Genomic DNA, 18,365 nt, shown 5'->3' with positions numbered 1-18,365 from the left:
TGGGAGGCGCATATGAGCAGGGTAGCATTGGTCACGGGTGGGTCGCGCGGCATTGGTGCGGCAATTTCCATCGCACTCAAGAATGCCGGCTACAAGGTGGCTGCCAACTATGCCGGCAATGACGAGAAGGCTCAGGCCTTCAAGCAGGAAACCGGCATCCCGGTCTACAAATGGGACGTTTCCAACTATCAGGCCTGTGCCGAGGGCATCGCCAAGGTCGAGGCCGATCTCGGTCCGGTCGATGTGCTCGTCAACAATGCCGGCATCACCCGAGATGCCATGTTTCACAAGATGACGCCGGAGCAATGGGGTGAGGTGATCGGCACCAACCTCACCGGTCTCTTCAACATGACGCATCCGCTCTGGTCGGCCATGCGTGACCGTGGCTTCGGTCGCGTCATCAACATCTCGTCGATCAACGGCCAGAAGGGCCAGATGGGTCAGGCCAACTATTCGGCGGCCAAGGCCGGCGATCTCGGCTTCACCAAGGCGCTCGCCCAGGAAGGGGCTGCCAAGGGCATTACCGTGAACGCGATCTGCCCCGGCTATATCGGCACGGAGATGGTGCGGGCGGTGCCGGAGAAGGTGCTCAACGAGCGCATCATCCCGCAGATCCCGGTTGGCCGCCTCGGCGAACCGGAAGAAATCGCCCGCTGCGTGGTGTTCCTCGCCTCCGACGATGCCGGCTTCATCACCGGCTCGACGATTTCGGCGAACGGCGGACAGTTTTTCGTCTGAGCATCAGACAAGCCGAACATTACCGGACGGCGCCTTTCGAGGCGCCGTTTCCATGCGGCGGCAGCGCTAAGAATCCCGCTCGAAATCCTGAAGTTGCGCTGGCAGTTCCGTTGCCGGAGGGGGGCGTAGACACTATATCTTGTGGAGAACAAAGGTGGAATGACGCGCGGTCTGCGAGTCGCTGCCGACTGTTCCCGCACTGGTCGCGACTCTAAACTGCGATTCTCATTCTCTCACTTGGGTGAATCCCTGACGAATTTCGTGAAAAATTTTCCAGGCTTTCCAGAGTCTTGGATTCGGAATCCTTGGACCTGTCAGGCAATGGCAGAGCCGGGATTGTTGCGCGCCAAAGGGCCTGATGCGCGGAATCAGCTCCAGATTCAGCATGTGGTGCAACGTTCGGCGTTGAAATCTATATGTAGTCGTGAACATACAGTGAATCACAATGAGTCGTCGATTCGTCGCCGATTCGTTCCACGGCTGTTCCAATTGTCGATTGCGCCGACCACAACAGGTGGTGCAATGGGCTAAGAGATGCCAAGCGATGGTTTTAGTTGTCGGCGCCCCTTGCGTTTGGCTCGGTGCGTGGGCATGTGTTTGCCGCCAGCGTGAAAAGACGCTGCCGTAATTTCTGAATGCCCGGGATCGATGACGTGTCCGTTCACCCCATGATCCTGAGCGGCCGCGGTGTCACCGCGGTGCTCGGGCCTACCAATACCGGCAAGACGCACTACGCGATCGAGCGCATGATTGCGCACGACAGCGGCGTCATCGGCCTGCCGCTGCGGCTTCTCGCGCGCGAGGTTTATACGCGCCTGGTCGAAAGGGTCGGCCACCACAATGTCGCGCTGATCACCGGCGAGGAAAAGATCACCCCGCATCGCGCGCGCTATTCGGTCTGCACCGTCGAGGCCATGCCGCGCGAGACGACGGCGTCCTTCGTCGCGATCGATGAAGTGCAGCTTGCCGGAGATCTCGAGCGCGGCCATATCTTTACCGACCGGATCCTGCACCTGCGCGGTCGCGGCGAGACGCTGCTGCTTGGTGCCGGAACGATGCGGCCGATCCTCGAGCAGTTGCTGCCCGGCATCACCGTCGTCGAGCGACCGCGCATGTCGCAACTGCTCTATGCCGGTTCGAAGAAGATAACCCGTCTGCCGCACCGCACGGCGATCGTCGCCTTCTCTGCCGACGAGGTCTATGCGATCGCCGAGCTGATCCGCCGCCAGCGTGGCGGTGCCGCCGTCGTGCTCGGCGCGCTGTCGCCGCGCACGCGCAATGCGCAGGTGGCGCTCTACCAGGAAGGTGACGTCGAATACCTGGTCGCGACCGACGCGATCGGCATGGGCCTCAATCTCGACGTCGACCATGTCGCCTTCGCGCAGGACCGCAAGTTCGACGGCTATCAGTTCCGCAATCTCAACCCGGCCGAACTCGCGCAGATCGCCGGCCGCGCCGGCCGGCACTTGCGTGACGGTACGTTCGGTGTGACCGGCCGCGTCGATCCCTTCGACAACGAGCTGGTCCACCGTATCGAGGCGCATGAGTTCGATCCGGTGAAGGTACTACAGTGGCGCTCGAAGGCGTTCGACTACGCTTCGATTGCCGCTCTGAAGAAGAGTCTTGAGGCCGCGCCGACGGTTCCCGGCCTTGCCCGGGCGCTACCTGCGGTAGACCAGCAGGCGTTCGAGCATTTGGCCCGCTACCCTGAGGTCGTCGACATCACGACCAATGCCGAGCGGGTGGAAAAACTGTGGGAAGCCTGCGCGCTGCCGGACTATCGGCGCATTACACCGGCTCAACATGCCGACTTGATCTCGACGATCTACGCGGATCTTGTCCGCCGCGGTACCGTAAACGAAGATTTCATGGCCGAGCAGGTCAGGCGGGCCGATCATACGGACGGTGAGATCGACACACTTTCGGCGCGAATCGCGCAGATCAGGACATGGACTTATGTGTCGAACCGGCCAGGATGGCTGGCCGATCCGACACACTGGCAAGAAAAGACGCGGGAAATTGAAGATCGATTATCCGACGCACTACATGAACGGTTGACGAAACGCTTTGTTGATCGCAGGACATCTGTGCTCATGAAGCGCCTGAGAGAGAATGCTATGCTGGAAGCTGAAATCAGTGTGAATGGTGATGTCTTCGTTGAAGGTCATCACGTAGGACAACTAACCGGTTTCCGGTTTACGCTGGCGACCGGCGGCGATGGCCCGGATGCCAAGGCTGTGCAGGGTGCTGCCCAGAAGGCGCTGGCGCTCGAGTTTGAGGCACGCGCCGCGCGGCTGCATGCTTCCGGCAACAACGACCTGGCGCTTTCGTCGGATGGTCTTGTGCGCTGGCTCGGCGATCCCGTCGCCCGTCTGACGGCAAGCGACCACGTCATGCGCCCGCGCGTCATCCTGCTGGCCGACGATCAGCTGCAGGCGAACGCCCGCGAGCACGTTCTGGCGCGCATCGAGCGTTTCGTGAACCATCACATCGGAACGGTCTTGAAGCCGCTCGACGATATTTCGCGCGCTGAAGATCTCGAAGGTCTCGCCAAGGGCCTCGCCTTCCAGCTCGTCGAAAACCTCGGCGTACTGTTCCGCCGCGATGTCGCAGACGACGTCAAGTCGCTCGACCAGGACGGTCGCGCTTCGATCCGCAAGTACGGCGTTCGCTTCGGCGCCTACCACATCTTCCTGCCGGCGCTCCTGAAGCCGGCGCCGGCCGAACTTATCACGCTCCTCTGGGCGTTGAAGAACGACGGCCTCGACAAGCCCGGCTATGGCGACCTCATCCCGATGCTCGCCGCCGGCCGTACGTCTGTCGTTACCGATCCGTCTTTCGAGCGGACCTTCTACAAGCTCGCCGGTTTCCGCTTCCTCGGAAAGCGCGCGGTGCGCATCGATATCCTCGAGCGCCTCGCTGACCTTATTCGACCGCTCCTTCAGTGGAAGCCGGGCACGCAGCCGCGTCCGGAAGGCGCCTATGACGGTCGCCGCTTTACAGCGACCACCTCCATGCTCTCGATCCTCGGTGCAACGCCCGACGACATGGAAGAGATCCTGAAGGGCCTCGGCTACCGCGCAGACAGCGTCAAGGCCGAGGAGGCCCAGGCCTTCCTCATGGGTCAGGATGGTGGTGCTGCGGCTGCTGCCGCCGCTTCCGAACCGGTCGCTGCGGTTGATGACGCCGATGCCGGCGACAGTGCGGCAGAAGCCGAGACTGCAGTCGTCGAGGCACCTGCTGCCGAGGCCGAAAAGGCCGAAGCTGACGTTGCCGTCGCTGCCGACGGGGCCCAGCCTGCTGAGGCTCAGGTGACCGAGACCCAAGTGACGGAGACCGGCGAGCCGGTCGAAGCCAAGCCCGTTCTGCTCTGGCGTCCTGGCACCCGTCAGGACAACCAGCGCCAGGGCGGTGGCCGCCACGAGGGCGACCAGCGTCGCGGCGGTCAGCGCCACGGGCGTGGCCAGGGCCAGGGCCAGGGCGAAGGACGTGAAGGCGGGCGCAAGGGTGGTCAGCAGGCGCGTGGCAAGCGCCATGACGGTGGCAAGCCGGAAGGCGGCCCGCGTCAGGATCGCGGCGAGCGTCATGATCGTCACGACCGCGGCGGCAAGCCGGGTCAGGGCAAATTCGAGGCGCGTCCGCCGCGTCGCGAAAAGCCGGTGGATCCGGATTCGCCCTTCGCCAAGCTTGCTGCTCTCAAGGAGCAGATGAAGAAGTAAGGTAGACCATGGAAAAACAGCCTGCGTCCAACCCGGCATCGCGCCAGCGTCTCGACAAGTGGCTGTTTTTCACGCGGCTGATCAAATCCCGATCGCTTGCGCAAAAGGCGATCGAGGATGGCCGTGTCGCCGTCAACGACGAGCGCGTGACGCAGTCGTCGTTTCAATTGAAGACGGGCGATATGCTCGAACTTGCGCTCGACCGGCGCAGTCTGATCGTCCGGGTCCTGGGCCCGGGTGAGCGGCGCGGTCCCTATGAGGAAGCGCGTCTGCTTTACGACGATCTGACGCCAGAGCAGCCGAAGGAGAAGTTGTCGGCCTACGAGCTTGCCACGCGCGAGCGCGGAGCGGGCCGGCCGACGAAGAAGGAGCGGCGGGAAACCGATCGGCTAAAGCCCGATTTCGATCCGCGCGAGGACTGATGGGCGCCGCCAACCCTGCCCGCCGCTGGCTGTAAAACACGACGCGCTTTTGCGCGACAGCCTTTAGAAAACTCTGCCTTTGCCGTGGCGTTTCGCGCATTGAATATTCTTGCAAAGGGTCCATAAAGCCTTTACCTGACAGACCCACGTTGGGTGCATCGGGTTTGCTTCGGCAGCTATGCGCGCCGGACATTCCTAGCATGCGCGGACGACGAGCATCACCATTGATTGCCGTCTGCCATCAAACGTGAGCATTGGCTGGAGTACCTCATGACGTATGTCGTGACCGACAATTGCATTCGCTGCAAGTATACGGACTGTGTCGAAGTCTGCCCCGTGGACTGCTTCTACGAGGGTGAGAATTTCCTCGTCATTCATCCCGACGAGTGCATCGATTGTGGCGTTTGCGAGCCGGAATGTCCTGCCGAGGCGATCAAGCCGGATACCGAGCCGGGTCTTGATATGTGGCTGAAACTGAACGCGGATTTCGCTTCGAAGTGGCCGAACATCACCGTCAAGCGCGATCCGATGCCGGAAGCGAAGGAGATGGACGGCGTCGAAGCCAAGTACGAGAAGTTCTTCTCGACCGAGCCGGGCCAGGGCGACTGAGACGAAGCGGTCGCCGCCGTTCGTCGAGGCTGACGAAGCAAAGCTGCCCCCGGGGCGCAAAGCTGGGGAAAACACGAGCCGCGCTCGCAGTTGCGAGAATGGTGGCTTGATGGCTGCCATGCAGCAAATTATTGATTTCGGCACTTTTTTGTGATAGGTTCCTTCTACTGATCCACAGAGGGTGTTTTTGCGCGCCCGAAAACCATCACGAAAGCAAACGATCTCCAAAACGCGGTTTCTCCCTAGTACGCAACATGGCGTTGCTCTGTTGTGACCGCATTTTATGAGGCTGTTTGCATTCCTTGGACGGACCAGGATGTACCCACCCGGCGGTATCCCCGTCTATCCCGGGCCTCACTGACCCGGCCCCGGCCAGAATGGCCGGCGCGAAACAGGGAGTTTTTGAAACGAATGACGACCCAGCAGAAAAAATCTTCGACACGCCAGGGCTTCAAGACCGGTGAATCGATCGTCTATCCGGCCCACGGCGTTGGCCAGATCGTGGCGATCGAAGAGCAGGAAGTCGCCGGCATGAAGCTTGAGCTTTTTGTCATCGATTTCGAGAAGGACAAGATGCGCCTGAAAGTGCCAGTGGCCAAGGCCGTCAGCATCGGCATGCGCAAGCTCTCCGAAACCGATTTCGTCGACCGCGCGTTGAAGGTTGTGCAGGGCAAGGCTCGCGTGAAGCGCACCATGTGGTCGCGCCGCGCCCAGGAATACGATGCCAAGATCAATTCCGGCGACCTGATTTCCATCGCGGAAGTCGTGCGCGATCTCTACCGCGCCGAAAACCAGCCGGAACAGTCCTATTCCGAACGCCAGCTCTACGAAGCTGCCCTCGACCGCATGGCGCGCGAAATCGCTGCCGTCAACAAGATGTCGGAAACCGAAGCTGTTCGCCTCGTCGAGGCCAACCTCAGCAAGGGTCCGAAGCGCGGCAAGGCGATCGACGAAGACGACGCTCAGGACGAAGCTGCATAAGCTGTCCGACTGCACTGAGACTACCAAAAAGCCCGGCCATCGCGCCGGGCTTTTTCTTTGATCGCATGGAACTTTTGCCGTCCGGGCGCATTTATAAAGGCCGGCAGAAGCGCGCCGCTTTCGCGCCGGGCGATCTTGCTTCTGTGATCCCGTCACCGTTCAGGTTCGTGACTTCGAAGTTAGGGCGCCGCGTCGTTTCTTCAAGTTTCGACATCGCGGCGCGAGACGCCCCCCTGCTGCCGGACACTGCATCCGTCCGGCCTTTTGGACTTCACACGCAATGGCGCCCGGCGCCAGTCACGGAGTGATCGATGAAGACTCTCACTGCAGACCGGCGGATGATCAAGATCGCAATGGAGGCGCCCTATCTCGAGCGCGACGAGGAGCACAAGCTGGCGCAAGCCTGGCGAAACGACAACGATCAGGAAGCCCGCAACAAGATCGCCATGTCGCATATGCGTCTGGTAATCTCGATGGCCGCGAAGTTTCGCAATTTCGGGCTGCCGATGGGCGATCTCGTCCAGGAGGGCCATATCGGTCTCCTGGAGGCGGCGGCCCGTTTCGAGCCGAGCCGCGAGGTCCGCTTCTCCACCTATGCCACCTGGTGGATCCGAGCGTCGATGCAGGACTATGTCCTGCGCAACTGGTCGATCGTCCGCGGTGGCACCAGTTCGGCGCAGAAGGCCCTGTTCTTCAACCTTCGGCGTCTTCGCGCCCGGCTTGCCCAGGGCGACAGGCAGCTTACATCGCAGGCTATGCATGAGGAGATTGCGGCTGCCCTCGGCGTCAGTATCGCCGACGTGCAGACGATGGATGCACGTCTCTCCGGCAGCGACACCTCGCTGCAGGCGCCGGTCGGCGGCAGTGATTCCGATGGCGGTGAACGGCTGGATTTCCTCGCCAGCGACGCGCCGCTGCCGGACGAGCAGGTGAGCGAGATGATCGACGGCGAACGGGCACGTGTGTGGCTGCGCGACGCGCTGTGCGCGCTGACGGAGCGCGAAATGCGCATCATCCGCGCCCGGCGGCTGACGGAAGAAGGAGCGACGCTCGAAGAGCTCGGCATCGATCTCGGCATATCCAAGGAACGTGTGCGCCAGATCGAAACTCGGGCGCTGGAGAAGCTCCGGGCGGCCTTGGCGACGCGAGCGCCGGCGCTGACCGCAGGCATTCATTGACCGCCTGACGCCGACCGTCTGCCGCCATGCCCGTACTATTCGCCGGAACCCCGCATTGCGCCGGGAAGCGGCACTGTCCGCTGTCAATTTGGCGATGACGATTGGCGCAGCGTGCTTTCGTTCGTGACCGTTCAGGCGCCTCGCGACGTGCTTGCCTAGCAGATGGCAGGCAATTCACGCCCGCAACCGAACGCGCTTCAGCTGCGCCTGTCTCAATCCTATTCGGAAACGATCTTCACCCTGTCGCCCGGCTTCACCGTCGAGCTGACCTGCATCGCATTGATCACCCGGAAGAGGTCGAGCTTACGATCGGTTCCCATCATGCGGGCCGACAACGTGGTGATCGTGTCGCCGGGCCGGACCGTCACCACCCGGATCCGCAGCGGCTTCAGCGACTGCGTCTCAGCGGCCGTCATGCGGCGGAACGTGCTGCGCAACTGGTTTGCGGTCGGCTCGAGTGCGCTCGACCCCTTGGGCACGGCGGTCAGGAAGCGGTAGATCCGCGTGTCGATGCGGATGACCGTCACGTCGAAATCCCAGCGGTCGGCGGAGGCGCGCGCGGTTGCGGCTTCCAGGCCGTTGACGCTGATCTGCCGGATCGTGTCGGGCTTCAGGCCGGTGACCCAGCCGCTGGCGATATAGTCCGTCAGGCTTCGGCCGCCCGTGTCGGCGACGCCATCGAAGCGCACGGCGATGTCGCCGGCGCCGGTCGCCAGAACCGCTTCGGCCTTGTTGTCGATCTGGAACCCGGCGGGCACGTCGAAGCGGATGCCGAGCTGGCCGTGCAGGAAGGTCTGGCCGCGCACGTAGCCCTCCTGCGGGCTGTCGCCATAGAGCAGGCCGTCGATGCCGGCGAGATAATAGTCGCGACCGCGGTCGCCGCTGGTGCCTTCCGGACCGAAGGCGCGGGCGTGCCGACGCGCGAGATCGACACGCTGCGGCGCGTTCGGGTGGCTTGACAGGAAGTCGAGGCTCTGGTCGGATTCCGGATCGACCGCCGTGAAGCGGCTATAGGCGGCCATCGAATCGAGGAAGCGCGCCGCTGCATAGGGGTCGTAGCCGGCTTCGCCGAGCATGCGCACGCCGATCACGTCGGCCTGAAGTTCCTGGTTGCGCGAGAAGGCCGCGAGCCGGAGCTTGCCGCGCGCGAGCGCCTGCTTGCCGGCGATATCGGAGGAGAGGACTTCGGAGACCACGCGGCTGGCGATCACTTCGGCTTCCTCGCGCTGCTGACGCTCGATGCCGTGGTTGGCGGTGACGTGCGCCATCTCGTGCGACAGCACGGCTGCGACCTCGGAGGCATCGTTGGCAAGCGCCAGCAGGCCGCGGGTGACATAGAGATAACCACCGGGCAGCGCGAAGGCGTTGATCGCCGGCGAGTTCAGGATGGTGATGCGATAGGACTGCTGCGGATTCTCGGAGACCGCCGTCAGCGCGCCGGTGATGCGCGCGACCAGGCGCTCGGTCTTGGCGTCCTTGTACTCGCCGCCGTAGCTTGCGACGATGCGCGGATGTTCGCGCGCGCCCAGCTGCGCCCGCGGATCGTTCTTCTGGACTTCCTCGACGATCTGCGGATTGGAGGAGGGCGAAACGGTCGGCTGGTAGGTCTGCTCGATCACGGATTGGCATGCGGAAAGGAGCGTGGTCGCAAGCAATGCAACCACGGCGCGTCCACGCAGCCGTCCGCCCTTCGGCGGGAACCGGTCGTGTGTGACTGTATGCCTCTCCATGCCTCAGCCCGTTCCCATCCATCGCTCCGCCCGCATCCTGCGGACAAGTGGTACGACAGCGTTGAAAGTCCTACTTTTTCAGCCCGGCAGCGTTGCTCTGCCGCGACCTCTCAGTCCTGGTCTTGCTGTATCTGATTTCAGCGCCACCTGCCTAGTTTGTCTCGGTAGAAATAGTTGCCCCGTGGTATCACGGCAACGGATGCGGGAATATTCGCGCCCTTGCCGGATATTTCGCGCGTCGCATGGCGCCGCGGTCAAATTGTGGCAATCGGCCAAGGGCGTGGAGAATCCGATCCGTCCTTCAAGTATTGCCGAGAAAGCGGTCGATCGCCGCATTGTCCCGCCGCGCCAGGAAGCGGTCGAGGGTGTCGTTTGCGATGATACGCCCCTGGTCGAGAAAAAGCACGCCGTCGGCCAGGGCCTTCACGTCTTCGGGATGGTGTGTGATCACCAGGATCGTGTTGCCTTCCTCCTCGTGCAGTTCCCGCAGGAGCGTGCGCATGCCGGCGCGCATGCCGGGATCAAGCGCTGCGAAGGGCTCGTCGAGCAGCAGCAGGGGGCGCTTTCGCACAAGCGCGCGGGCGAGGGCGACGCGCTGGCGCTCGCCGCCTGAAAGCGTCGGCGGCAGCCTTTTCCCGAAGCCTTCGAGCCCGACGCGGCGGAGCGCGTCTTCAATCTTCTCGCGGTCGGTTGCGCTCAGCCGAAGCGCCGGGTCGATGCCGAGTCCGATGTTGGTCGCGACGTCGAGATGGGCGAAGAGGTTGTTGTCCTGGAAGATCATCGAGACCGGCCGTTCCGACGGCGCCCGATCGGCAACGTTCTCGCCGAGAATGCGCACCTCGCCGCGATCGGGATCCTCGAACCCGGCAATGAGGTGGAGCAGCGTCGATTTGCCGGAGCCCGAGGCACCGGCGACAGCGACGATGCCCCCCTTGGCGATGGTGCAATCGAAGGTGAGCTTGGCCGTTTCGAAACGGACCTCGACATCGCGCAACTCTATCGCGGGAACGGGATCGATCATGCTTTGCGTCCTTCCGGCCGGCTGTCATTGGCCGTGCCGAGGATGGTGAATATCAGGCAGAGAAGCCCGAGGAAAAGGGCGAGACCGGCGGCGTCGGCGGTGCGGTAGCTGCCCATACGGCTATAGAGCAGCCACGGCAGCGTCACCATGTCTTGGCTGCCGAAGAGAGCGACGGCGCCGAGGTCGCCGAGCGACAGCGCCATGGCGAAGGAAAGGGCCATCAATAGCGGCTTGCGCAGCGCCGGAAAGTCGATCCATCGCAGACGATCAAAACCACGAATGCCAAGGCTTGCCGTCAGCCGTTCGGACCGTGCCGCATGGGTCGCCATTGCCGGCGCGAGGATGCGGTGGACGAAGGGCAGCGCCATCAGCGCGTTGATCGCAACGACGATGGCAGGTGCAAAGCGCGCGACGTCACCGAAGGGACGCAAAAGCAGAAACCATCCGGCGCCGAGCACCACCGGCGGCACCAAGAGGATCAGCGAGGTGCTGGCACCGATGGCACCGGCAAAGCCGCGGGAGAGCGACGTCGCGTGACGCGGCGCGGTGGCGGTTGCCGCCGCCCGGATCATCACGGCTGCCATGGTGACGGAGGCGAGTGCCGAGGCGAGCGCGATTGCCGCACTCGTCCGCAGCGCCCGGTGCACCGCCGGATCGCGGGCGAGCTTCAGCAGATCGGCTTCGAGTCCGGAGATGAGAACCGCGACCAGCGGCGCGCCGAGAAACAGAAAGGCAAGCGTGATCCAGGTGCCATCACTCAGGCGCGCGATCCTTGACGCGCCATCGAAACGGCGCACAGTGCGGCCACCGGTCATGCCCTCTTCCGGCTCGGTCGCCAGATGACGAAGCAGGAGCAGCAGCAGGCCGGTCATGGCGATCTGCAGGGCTGACAGCGCGATCGCGCGCGGCGGATCGAAATCGAAACGCAGCGCCTGGTAGATCGCCACTTCGATTGTGCTGGCCGCAGGCCCGCCGCCGAGCGTCAGCACGAGGGTGAAGCTGGTGGCGCAGAGCATGAAGACGAGGCCGGCGGCACCCGGCAGGAGGCCGCGCAGCACGGGCCATTCGATGAAGCGAAAGAGTGCGCGTGACGGCATGCCGAGATTGGCGGCGCTGCGCCAGTATTCGGCGGGGATGCGCTCGAGCCCGGCCAGGAACAGGCGCGCTGCAAGCGGCATGTTGAAGAAGACGTGGGCAAGCAGGATGCCGAACAGGCCGTAAATGCTGACGGGCTGCGCGAGGCCGAGCCAGCGTAGGCCGGAATTGAGGAAACCCTGCCGCCCCCAGATCTCGATCAGCCCGAGTGCGCCAACCAGAACCGGCAGTCCGAGTGGCAGCGCCATCAAGCGCAGCAGCCAGATGCGGCCGGGGAACTGCGGTCGTCGCGCTAGCGCCCGGGCGACGGGGATGGCAAAGAGCACGGACAGCAACGTCGAGAGGGTCGCCTGCAGCAGCGTGAAGCGGGTGACGCGCCAGATGTAGGCGTCGAACAGCGCATCGTCGCTCGCGCCGCCCGTCTGGCTCAGCAAGGCGACGATCGCAAGACCGACGAAAAGGACGAAGACGCCGAGGCAGGCTGCCCCGGCGACCACTGTCATACGATTTTCGCGCAGTGCGAACAATCCGGCCTCAGTTCTTGCTCATGGCGGCAAGCCATTCGTCGATCCAGGCCTTGCGGTTCTTGGCGACGTCCTCCGAGGGCAGGAGGAAGGTGTTTTCCGGCTTGACCAGCTTATTGAAGGCGTCCGGCAGCGGCTCCTTGGTCGCTGCGACCGGCATCATCCAGTTCGTCGTCGGGATGATCGACTGGAAGTCCGGACCGGTCATGAAGGCGAGGAACTGCTTTGCCAGTTCCGGCTCCTTGGCGTTCTTGGTCATGCCGGCGACTTCGATCTGGATGTAGTGCCCTTCGGAGAAGGCAGCGGCCTGATAGCGCTCGGTGTTTTCCGCGACCATGTGGTAGGCCGGCGACGTGGTGTAGGACAGCACCATCGGCGCCTCGCCCTTGGTGAAGAGGCCATAGGCTTCCGACCAGCCGGGGGTGACGGTCAGAACGCGGTCCTTCAGCTTCGTCCAGGCGGCACCCGCCTCATCGCCATAGACGGCCTTGACCCAGAGCAGGAGGCCGAGGCCCGGCGTCGACGTACGCGGATCCTCGATGACGATCTTCTGCGACGGGTCGCCTTCTACCAGCTCCTTCAGGCTCTTCGGCGGCGTCTTCAGCGTCTCGGTGTCGTAGACGACGGCGAAGTGGCCGTAGTCATAGGGCAGGAACGTGTCGTCGGAGAAGTTGCCGGGAACGGTGACGCCGGTTGCCTCGACGCCGTGCGGCGCGAAGAAGCCCGTTGCCTTGGCTTCCGCAACGAGGTTGGTGTCGAGGCCAAGCACGATGTCGGCCTTGGAAGCCTCGCCTTCGAGCTTCAGGCGGGTGAGCAGCTCGACGCCGTCGGCCACGCCGACATAGTTGACCTTGCATTCGCAGGTCTTCTCGAAGGCTTCTGCGACCTTGGCGCCCGGGCCCCATTCGGTGATAAAGCTCTCATAGGTGTACACCGTCAGCGTCTTGTCGGCGGCGGTCGCGGCGCCGGAGAAAACAAGGCTCGCGGCCGTCGCAAGGGCTAGCCGGCTAAAGAATTTAAGTTGCGATGAATTGGACATGGCGAGGACCTCTCTCCCAAAGTTCGTTGTTGCATGGGAAAAGGGCGTATCGATCCGATCGCGTCTAATCCCTCCGCCGGTATGAGCCGGATCAGGTTCCGCGGGTTGGCGTTTTGACGCCTCTCAGCCTCCGGCCGCAATGCGGTCGGGAGGCACCCCGTTAGAGCGGCAAGAGATTTACCGCTGCCTCGGTCCCATGGCAAGCGATGTTTACGGCGAAGCAAGGGGACGCCTGGCCAGCACAATGGCTCGTGTTTGCGTATGCCGCCAACTGCGCTACACAACGGCAGCGAGGAGGAAATGTCATGCCCGATATGCTTGTTCGACTTTATGCCCTGCCGGCTGAACCTCAGTCGAAGCTTGGCCTTGGCATCAGCATTCGCCGCGCCATGGCGCCGGAGCGCCGCCTGGTCGTTTCCTGGATTGAAAAGACTTTCGGTGCCGGATGGGCGGGCGAGGCGGAAGCCGCCTTTTCCTCCACCCCGACGCGCATGCACGTCGCTGTCCATGACGAAAAGATCGTCGGCTTTTCCTGCCACGACGTAACGGCACTCGGCTTCTTCGGTCCGACCGGCGTCGACGAAAGCATGCGCGGGCAGGGGATCGGTGAGGCACTGTTGCTTGCAAGCCTCACGGCCATGCGCGAGGCCGGCTATGGCTACGCGATTATCGGCGGCGTCGGGCCGGCGAAGTTCTACGAGCGGGTGGCCGGCGCCGTCGAAATTCCGGATTCGACCCCCGGCATTTATGCCGGCATGCTTTTTCCCGATCCGGTGCCCGAGGGGCATTGATGGTCTGACCAAAATATCGAGAACCGCTCGTTCGACGGTTTTCTTCGTTTTCCTTCGGCGGTCCTTTGCGCTATGGGCTTTGCCATGGCTCGATCGACCTTCACCATTCTGCTTGGCGGCGCCCTTTCGCTGACCGACCGGCTGGCTCACCAGCTGGCCGCAAGTCGCTTCATTGCGGCTGACGGCGGCATGCGCCATGCCCGATTGCTCGGCATCGTGCCGGATGTCTGGGTCGGTGATTTCGACTCGACCGAGGAAGCCCTTCTTGCGGACTACGCCTCCGTCCCGCGCGAGCCCTATCCGGCGGCGAAGGCCGCGACGGACGGGGAGATCGCGGTCGAGGCGGCGCTGTCGCGTGGAGCCGATCGCCTGATTTTCGCCGGCGCCCTCGGCGGTACCCGCAGCGATCACGCCTTCATGCACCTGCTGCATGCCGTCGCCCTTGCCGAGCGTGGCCTTTCCGTGTTGATGACCTCGGGCGAGGAAGAGGCCTATCCGCTGCTGGCCGGCTCGCTCGACCTCGACCTACCCAAGGGCTGCCTCTTCTCGGTGCTCGGGTTGACCGAGCTTACCGGTCTTTCGATCGTCAATGCGCGCTATCCGCTCGACGATTTCACCTTGCCGTTCGGCTCGTCCCGAACCGTTTCCAACGTTGCGGAGGGTCCCCTTCGCTTCACTCTCCAGAGCGGTCGCGCCATTGTGCTCGCCCGCCCCTATGATCTTTCCGGAGCCTGAGCCTTGGCGCCTCCCATTCTGAAACTCGACGACATCTTCCTCACCTTCGGCGGCGCGCCGCTGCTAGCCGGCGCCAATTTTCAAGTCGAACCGGGCGACCGCATCTGTCTGGTCGGCCGCAACGGCTCGGGCAAGTCGACGCTGATGAAGATTGCCGCGGGCCTGGCCGAGGCGCAGTCGGGCGAAATCTTCCGCCATCCCTCCGCGACCATCCGCTATCTGCACCAGGCGCCGGATTTCGACGGCTACGACACGGTGCAGACCTATGCCGAGGCAGGACTCGGCCCGAGTGACGATCCCTATCGCGTCGCCTATCTGCTGCAGCACCTGGGGTTGACCGGCGAGGAAGACCCGAAGCGCCTTTCGGGCGGTGAGGCGCGTCGCGCGGCGCTTGCCCGTGTCATGGCGCCGGAGCCGGATATCCTGCTGCTCGACGAGCCGACCAACCATCTCGATCTGCCGACGATCGAATGGCTGGAAGACGAACTGATCCGCAGCCGTTCGGCGCTCGTTCTGATCTCGCACGACCGGCGCTTCCTGGAGAAGGTCTCGACCGCGACCGTCTGGCTCGACCGTGGCCAGTCGCGGCGGCTCGACCGCGGCTTTGCCCATTTCGAGGCTTGGCGTGACGAGGTGCTGGAGGCCGAGGAGCTGGAACAGCACAAGCTCGGCAAGGCGATCGAGCGCGAGGAACATTGGCTGCGCTACGGCGTGACCGCTCGACGCAAGCGCAACATGCGCCGCCTCGGTGAGCTGCAGACCATGCGGGCGACCTATCGCGGCCACAAGGGGCCGCAGGGAACGGTACAGGCGACGGCCGCCGACGCCAAGGAATCGGGCAAGCTGGTGATCGAGGCGGAGAAGGTCACCAAGGCCTATGGCGAGCGCACCATCGTCGCGCCGTTCTCGATCCGCGTGCACCGCGGCGACCGCATCGGTCTGGTCGGCCCGAACGGCGCCGGCAAGACGACGCTCCTGAAGATCCTGACCGGACAGATCGAGCCGGATACGGGCACGGTCAAGCTCGGCACCAATCTCGAAATCGCGACGCTTGACCAGAAGCGCGAAGACCTCAATCTCGACGACACGCTGGCGCACTACCTGACGGACGGGCGCGGCGACAACCTGCTGGTCAATGGCGAGCAGCGCCACGTCACCGGCTACATGAAGGACTTCCTGTTCCAGCCAGAGCAGGCGCGCACCCCGATCCGCGAGCTTTCGGGCGGCGAGCGCGCAAGGCTGATGCTGGCGCGCATCCTCGCGCGAGCAACCAACCTTCTGATCCTCGACGAGCCGACCAACGATCTCGACATCGAGACGCTCGACCTTTTGCAGGAGATCGTCGCCGGTTTTGCCGGAACTGTCATCCTCGTCAGCCACGACCGCGACTTCCTCGACCGCACCGTCACCTCGACGATTGCGCCGGCCAATCCGGAGGCGCCGGATGGACGCTGGATCGAGTATGCCGGCGGCTATTCCGACATGATGGCGCAGCGCAAGGGCGCGATCGAGGAGAAGCGCAAGGCCGAGAAGGCGGAAAAGGCCAAGGCCGATGCAGCCGCACCGGCCGCCGAAGCGCCGAAGGCTGCCAAGGGTAAGCTTTCCTACAAGCAGAAATTCGCGCTCGAAAACCTGCCGAAAGAGATTGCCAAGGCGGAAGCCGAGGCTGCCAAGCGCGAAGAAAAGATGGCGGACCCCAATCTTTTCACAAAAGATCCAAATGCTTTTGCGAAGCTGGCGCAGGAGCTGGAAAAGCTGCGTGCCGACCTCGCTCGCATGGAAGAGGAATGGCTGGAACTCGAAATGCTGCGCGAGGAGCTTGAGGGCTGAGACACAACAAAGACGGTCCCGCGCGGGATTGCGAAGGTAATACGTTGAATCCTTGCGAGTTTTACCGTTAAACTGGCAAGGGAAAGATGGCCTTCCGCGTTGAACGTTTTCACAGGGTATGATAAGTAAAACTTATTATATCACCTGTGAACGATCATGATGCCCTTCAAGCTAGAATCCGAAACCATTGGAATGCTTCTGACCGATGTCTCGCGCCTCTTGCGCGGGGCCTTCGACCGCAAGGTCAATGCCATGGATCTGGGCATCACGCCTGGCGAGGCGCGCACGCTGATCCAGGTGGCGCTCACCGAGGGCATCAAACAGGCCGAAATCGCCACACGCATGGGCATTGAGCCTATGACGCTGTCGGCCTATCTCGACAGGCTGGAGGCGAACGGGCTCGTCGCCCGCGTTCCCGATCCGGCGGATCGCCGCGCCAAGAATGTCGTCATCACCGAAAAGGCCGGTCCGTTGTTCAACGAGCTGATGACCGGTCTTCGCGAAATGATGGATGCCTATACGGAAGGGCTGGACTCGGAAGCGCGCGCGCTTCTCTGTTCCAACCTGCGCATCCTGCGTGACAATTTGCGTCAGCTCGATCCGTGCCTTGCCGGTAAGGAGACAGCGGAGAAGGCCGAAGTCCGGGTCGGAGCCGCGCAATGACGCGTCGCATGAGCGAGCGGCGCACAAGCATCATCGGTGCCTTCCTGGTGGCGCTCGGCCCCGTTTCCATGGCGCTGTATACGCCGGCGATGCCTGAACTGGTGCGCGCCTTCTCCTCCAGCGAAGCGGCGATCAAGATGACGCTGTCGCTCTATTTCGCCGGCTTCGCCTTTGCCCAGTTGGTGTCTGGCACGCTCTCCGATGTCATCGGTCGCCGCCGCGCGACGCTGATCTTCATGGCGATCTACCTCGTCGGTAGCCTGATGGCGGCCTTTGCGCCTTCCGTCGCGGTGCTTTTGGCCGGCCGCCTGGTGCAGGGCATCGGCGCCTCCGTCGGGATGACCGTGGCGCGGGCGATCGTGCGCGACCAGTTCACCGGGACTGAGGCCGCACGCATCATGAACATGATCGGCATGATGCTGGCCCTCGGACCCGCCGTGTCCCCGACGCTTGGCGGCCTGGCGCTCGGTCTCTTCGGGTGGCAGTCGATCTTCTTCCTGATGGTCGGCTTTGCCGCCATGGCCTGTCTCACCGTGCAGTTTTTCATGGCCGAGACCGCGACCCCGGATCCGGCCAAGGGCCACTTGAAGCCCATCCTTGCGGCCTATCGGCGGTTGGTGAGCGACAGCCGCTTCGTTTCCTCGACACTTGTGATCGGCGGAGCGGTCGGCGCACTTTATGCCTGGGCGACCATGCTGCCCTTCGTACTGATCAATGCGGTGGGGCTGACACCGACCGAGTTCGGCGTCGGCATGCTGATGCAGTCGGGCCTTTTCTTTTCGGGAACCGTGGTGGTGCGGCTGCTGATGCGGCGTTTCACGCCGCAGGCGCTGGTGCCGGCCGGCCTCGTCTTCATCGGTGCGGCCAGCCTCGCGCTTGCCTACACCATGCACATTCTGCAGCCGAGCTTCCTCTCGGTCATGCTGCCGATCGGGATTTATGCCTTCGGCATCGCCTTCGTCATGCCCTATATGATGACGGCGGCGATGGCGCCGTTTCCGGACATCGCTGGCACGGCGTCGGCAGTGATGGGTTTCGTACAGATGGGCTCGGGGCTGCTTGGTGGCGCGATCGCCGCTGCGGTCGGCGCTCCGGTGCTGGCGCTCGGCACGATCATTCCATGCTTCGGCCTCGTCTGCATCCTGAGCTATGTCTGGTATAGCCGCAATGTTCGCTCGCAGCCGCTCGCCGTGCCGGTCAAGGATCCGCTTTCGGAAGCGGCGGAGTAGAAATCTGGTGCGGCATCGGCATCGATACCGCTTCGGCCTGCATATGAAAAAGCCTCCGCGA

At 63.3% G+C, this 18,365-nt stretch carries 15 protein-coding genes and 1 riboswitch; of the genes, 11 read left to right on the top strand and 4 right to left on the bottom strand.

Annotated features, from left to right (window positions below; genetic code table 11):
- The first annotated feature begins 12 nt into the window (after window positions 1–12).
- The 6 genes from AC3WVQ_RS17805 to AC3WVQ_RS17780 all read left to right on the top strand — a co-directional run bounded on the left by AC3WVQ_RS17805 (window position 13) and on the right by AC3WVQ_RS17780 (window position 7,647).
- On the top strand, window positions 13–738 hold the full coding sequence (locus AC3WVQ_RS17805; RefSeq protein WP_034802902.1) for a beta-ketoacyl-ACP reductase: 726 nt from the start codon (window positions 13–15) through the stop codon (window positions 736–738).
- A 653-nt stretch (window positions 739–1,391) separates the two neighbouring features.
- Window positions 1,392–4,457 (top strand): helicase-related protein, encoded by a 3,066-nt coding sequence (locus tag AC3WVQ_RS17800; protein WP_034803172.1) that lies wholly within the window; start codon window positions 1,392–1,394, stop codon window positions 4,455–4,457.
- Window positions 4,458–4,465: 8 nt separating this feature from the next.
- Window positions 4,466–4,879 (top strand): RNA-binding S4 domain-containing protein, encoded by a 414-nt coding sequence (locus tag AC3WVQ_RS17795; protein WP_060521474.1) that lies wholly within the window; start codon window positions 4,466–4,468, stop codon window positions 4,877–4,879.
- A 270-nt stretch (window positions 4,880–5,149) separates the two neighbouring features.
- Window positions 5,150–5,488, top strand: a complete 339-nt coding sequence (fdxA, locus tag AC3WVQ_RS17790) for a ferredoxin FdxA (protein ID WP_060521473.1) — start codon at window positions 5,150–5,152, stop codon at window positions 5,486–5,488.
- 411 nt (window positions 5,489–5,899) lie between these two features.
- Window positions 5,900–6,469: a CarD family transcriptional regulator gene (locus AC3WVQ_RS17785; RefSeq protein WP_034802893.1), complete on the top strand. Its 570-nt coding sequence runs from the start codon at window positions 5,900–5,902 to the stop codon at window positions 6,467–6,469.
- A gap of 311 nt (window positions 6,470–6,780) precedes the next feature.
- Window positions 6,781–7,647: an RNA polymerase factor sigma-32 gene (locus AC3WVQ_RS17780; protein ID WP_034802890.1), complete on the top strand. Its 867-nt coding sequence runs from the start codon at window positions 6,781–6,783 to the stop codon at window positions 7,645–7,647.
- A gap of 218 nt (window positions 7,648–7,865) precedes the next feature.
- Here AC3WVQ_RS17780 and AC3WVQ_RS17775 read toward each other — a convergent pair whose 3' ends face one another.
- The 4 genes from AC3WVQ_RS17775 to thiB form a co-directional block, all read right to left on the bottom strand.
- Window positions 7,866–9,377 carry a M48 family metalloprotease gene (locus AC3WVQ_RS17775; RefSeq protein ID WP_034802887.1) on the bottom strand — a complete coding sequence of 504 codons (1,512 nt, stop codon included), beginning with the start codon at window positions 9,375–9,377 and terminating at the stop codon, window positions 7,866–7,868.
- Between the two features lie 301 nt (window positions 9,378–9,678).
- Window positions 9,679–10,398 carry a thiamine ABC transporter ATP-binding protein gene (thiQ, locus tag AC3WVQ_RS17770; RefSeq protein WP_060586556.1) on the bottom strand — a complete coding sequence of 240 codons (720 nt, stop codon included), beginning with the start codon at window positions 10,396–10,398 and terminating at the stop codon, window positions 9,679–9,681.
- Entirely contained in the window at window positions 10,395–12,020 is a 1,626-nt protein-coding gene (gene thiP / locus AC3WVQ_RS17765) for a thiamine/thiamine pyrophosphate ABC transporter permease ThiP (RefSeq protein ID WP_255380607.1), read from the bottom strand. Before thiP ends, thiQ begins: the two co-directional genes overlap by 4 nt.
- Before the next feature lie 7 nt (window positions 12,021–12,027).
- Window positions 12,028–13,056 (bottom strand): thiamine ABC transporter substrate binding subunit, encoded by a 1,029-nt coding sequence (gene thiB, locus AC3WVQ_RS17760; RefSeq protein WP_090295233.1) that lies wholly within the window; start codon window positions 13,054–13,056, stop codon window positions 12,028–12,030.
- 51 nt (window positions 13,057–13,107) lie between these two features.
- Window positions 13,108–13,226, bottom strand: a riboswitch (TPP riboswitch).
- Window positions 13,227–13,361: 135 nt separating this feature from the next.
- Between thiB and AC3WVQ_RS17755 the strand changes: the two genes are divergently transcribed.
- The 5 genes from AC3WVQ_RS17755 to AC3WVQ_RS17735 all read left to right on the top strand — a co-directional run bounded on the left by AC3WVQ_RS17755 (window position 13,362) and on the right by AC3WVQ_RS17735 (window position 18,304).
- Entirely contained in the window at window positions 13,362–13,847 is a 486-nt protein-coding gene (locus AC3WVQ_RS17755; RefSeq protein WP_060586552.1) for a GNAT family N-acetyltransferase, read from the top strand.
- Window positions 13,848–13,931: 84 nt separating this feature from the next.
- A complete protein-coding gene (locus AC3WVQ_RS17750) occupies window positions 13,932–14,582 on the top strand; it encodes a thiamine diphosphokinase (RefSeq protein WP_060586625.1) in 651 nt (216 codons plus the stop codon).
- Between the two features lie 3 nt (window positions 14,583–14,585).
- Window positions 14,586–16,412 (top strand): ABC-F family ATP-binding cassette domain-containing protein, encoded by a 1,827-nt coding sequence (locus AC3WVQ_RS17745; RefSeq protein WP_090295234.1) that lies wholly within the window; start codon window positions 14,586–14,588, stop codon window positions 16,410–16,412.
- 159 nt (window positions 16,413–16,571) lie between these two features.
- Window positions 16,572–17,075: a MarR family winged helix-turn-helix transcriptional regulator gene (locus AC3WVQ_RS17740; protein ID WP_034803154.1), complete on the top strand. Its 504-nt coding sequence runs from the start codon at window positions 16,572–16,574 to the stop codon at window positions 17,073–17,075.
- Window positions 17,072–18,304, top strand: coding sequence for a multidrug effflux MFS transporter (locus AC3WVQ_RS17735; RefSeq protein ID WP_060521468.1), 1,233 nt, complete (start codon window positions 17,072–17,074; stop codon window positions 18,302–18,304). The genes AC3WVQ_RS17740 and AC3WVQ_RS17735 overlap by 4 nt, the downstream gene beginning before the upstream one ends.
- Window positions 18,305–18,365: the final 61 nt, after the last annotated feature.

This window comes from Ensifer sp. EB106-05-01-XG146, assembly GCF_058791875.1.
This window is presented reverse-complemented; position numbering and strand designations above follow the sequence as displayed.

Coding starts and splice junctions, on each gene's coding strand:
- AC3WVQ_RS17805 (WP_034802902.1), top strand. CDS start 13: ATGAGCAGGGTAGCATTGGTCACGGGTGGGTCGCGCGGCATTGGTGCG.
- AC3WVQ_RS17795 (WP_060521474.1), top strand. CDS start 4,466: ATGGAAAAACAGCCTGCGTCCAACCCGGCATCGCGCCAGCGTCTCGAC.
- fdxA (WP_060521473.1), top strand. CDS start 5,150: ATGACGTATGTCGTGACCGACAATTGCATTCGCTGCAAGTATACGGAC.
- AC3WVQ_RS17785 (WP_034802893.1), top strand. CDS start 5,900: ATGACGACCCAGCAGAAAAAATCTTCGACACGCCAGGGCTTCAAGACC.
- AC3WVQ_RS17780 (WP_034802890.1), top strand. CDS start 6,781: ATGAAGACTCTCACTGCAGACCGGCGGATGATCAAGATCGCAATGGAG.
- AC3WVQ_RS17775 (WP_034802887.1), bottom strand. CDS start 9,377: ATGGAGAGGCATACAGTCACACACGACCGGTTCCCGCCGAAGGGCGGA.
- thiQ (WP_060586556.1), bottom strand. CDS start 10,398: ATGATCGATCCCGTTCCCGCGATAGAGTTGCGCGATGTCGAGGTCCGT.
- thiB (WP_090295233.1), bottom strand. CDS start 13,056: ATGTCCAATTCATCGCAACTTAAATTCTTTAGCCGGCTAGCCCTTGCG.
- AC3WVQ_RS17755 (WP_060586552.1), top strand. CDS start 13,362: ATGCCCGATATGCTTGTTCGACTTTATGCCCTGCCGGCTGAACCTCAG.
- AC3WVQ_RS17750 (WP_060586625.1), top strand. CDS start 13,932: ATGGCTCGATCGACCTTCACCATTCTGCTTGGCGGCGCCCTTTCGCTG.
- AC3WVQ_RS17740 (WP_034803154.1), top strand. CDS start 16,572: ATGCCCTTCAAGCTAGAATCCGAAACCATTGGAATGCTTCTGACCGAT.
- AC3WVQ_RS17735 (WP_060521468.1), top strand. CDS start 17,072: ATGACGCGTCGCATGAGCGAGCGGCGCACAAGCATCATCGGTGCCTTC.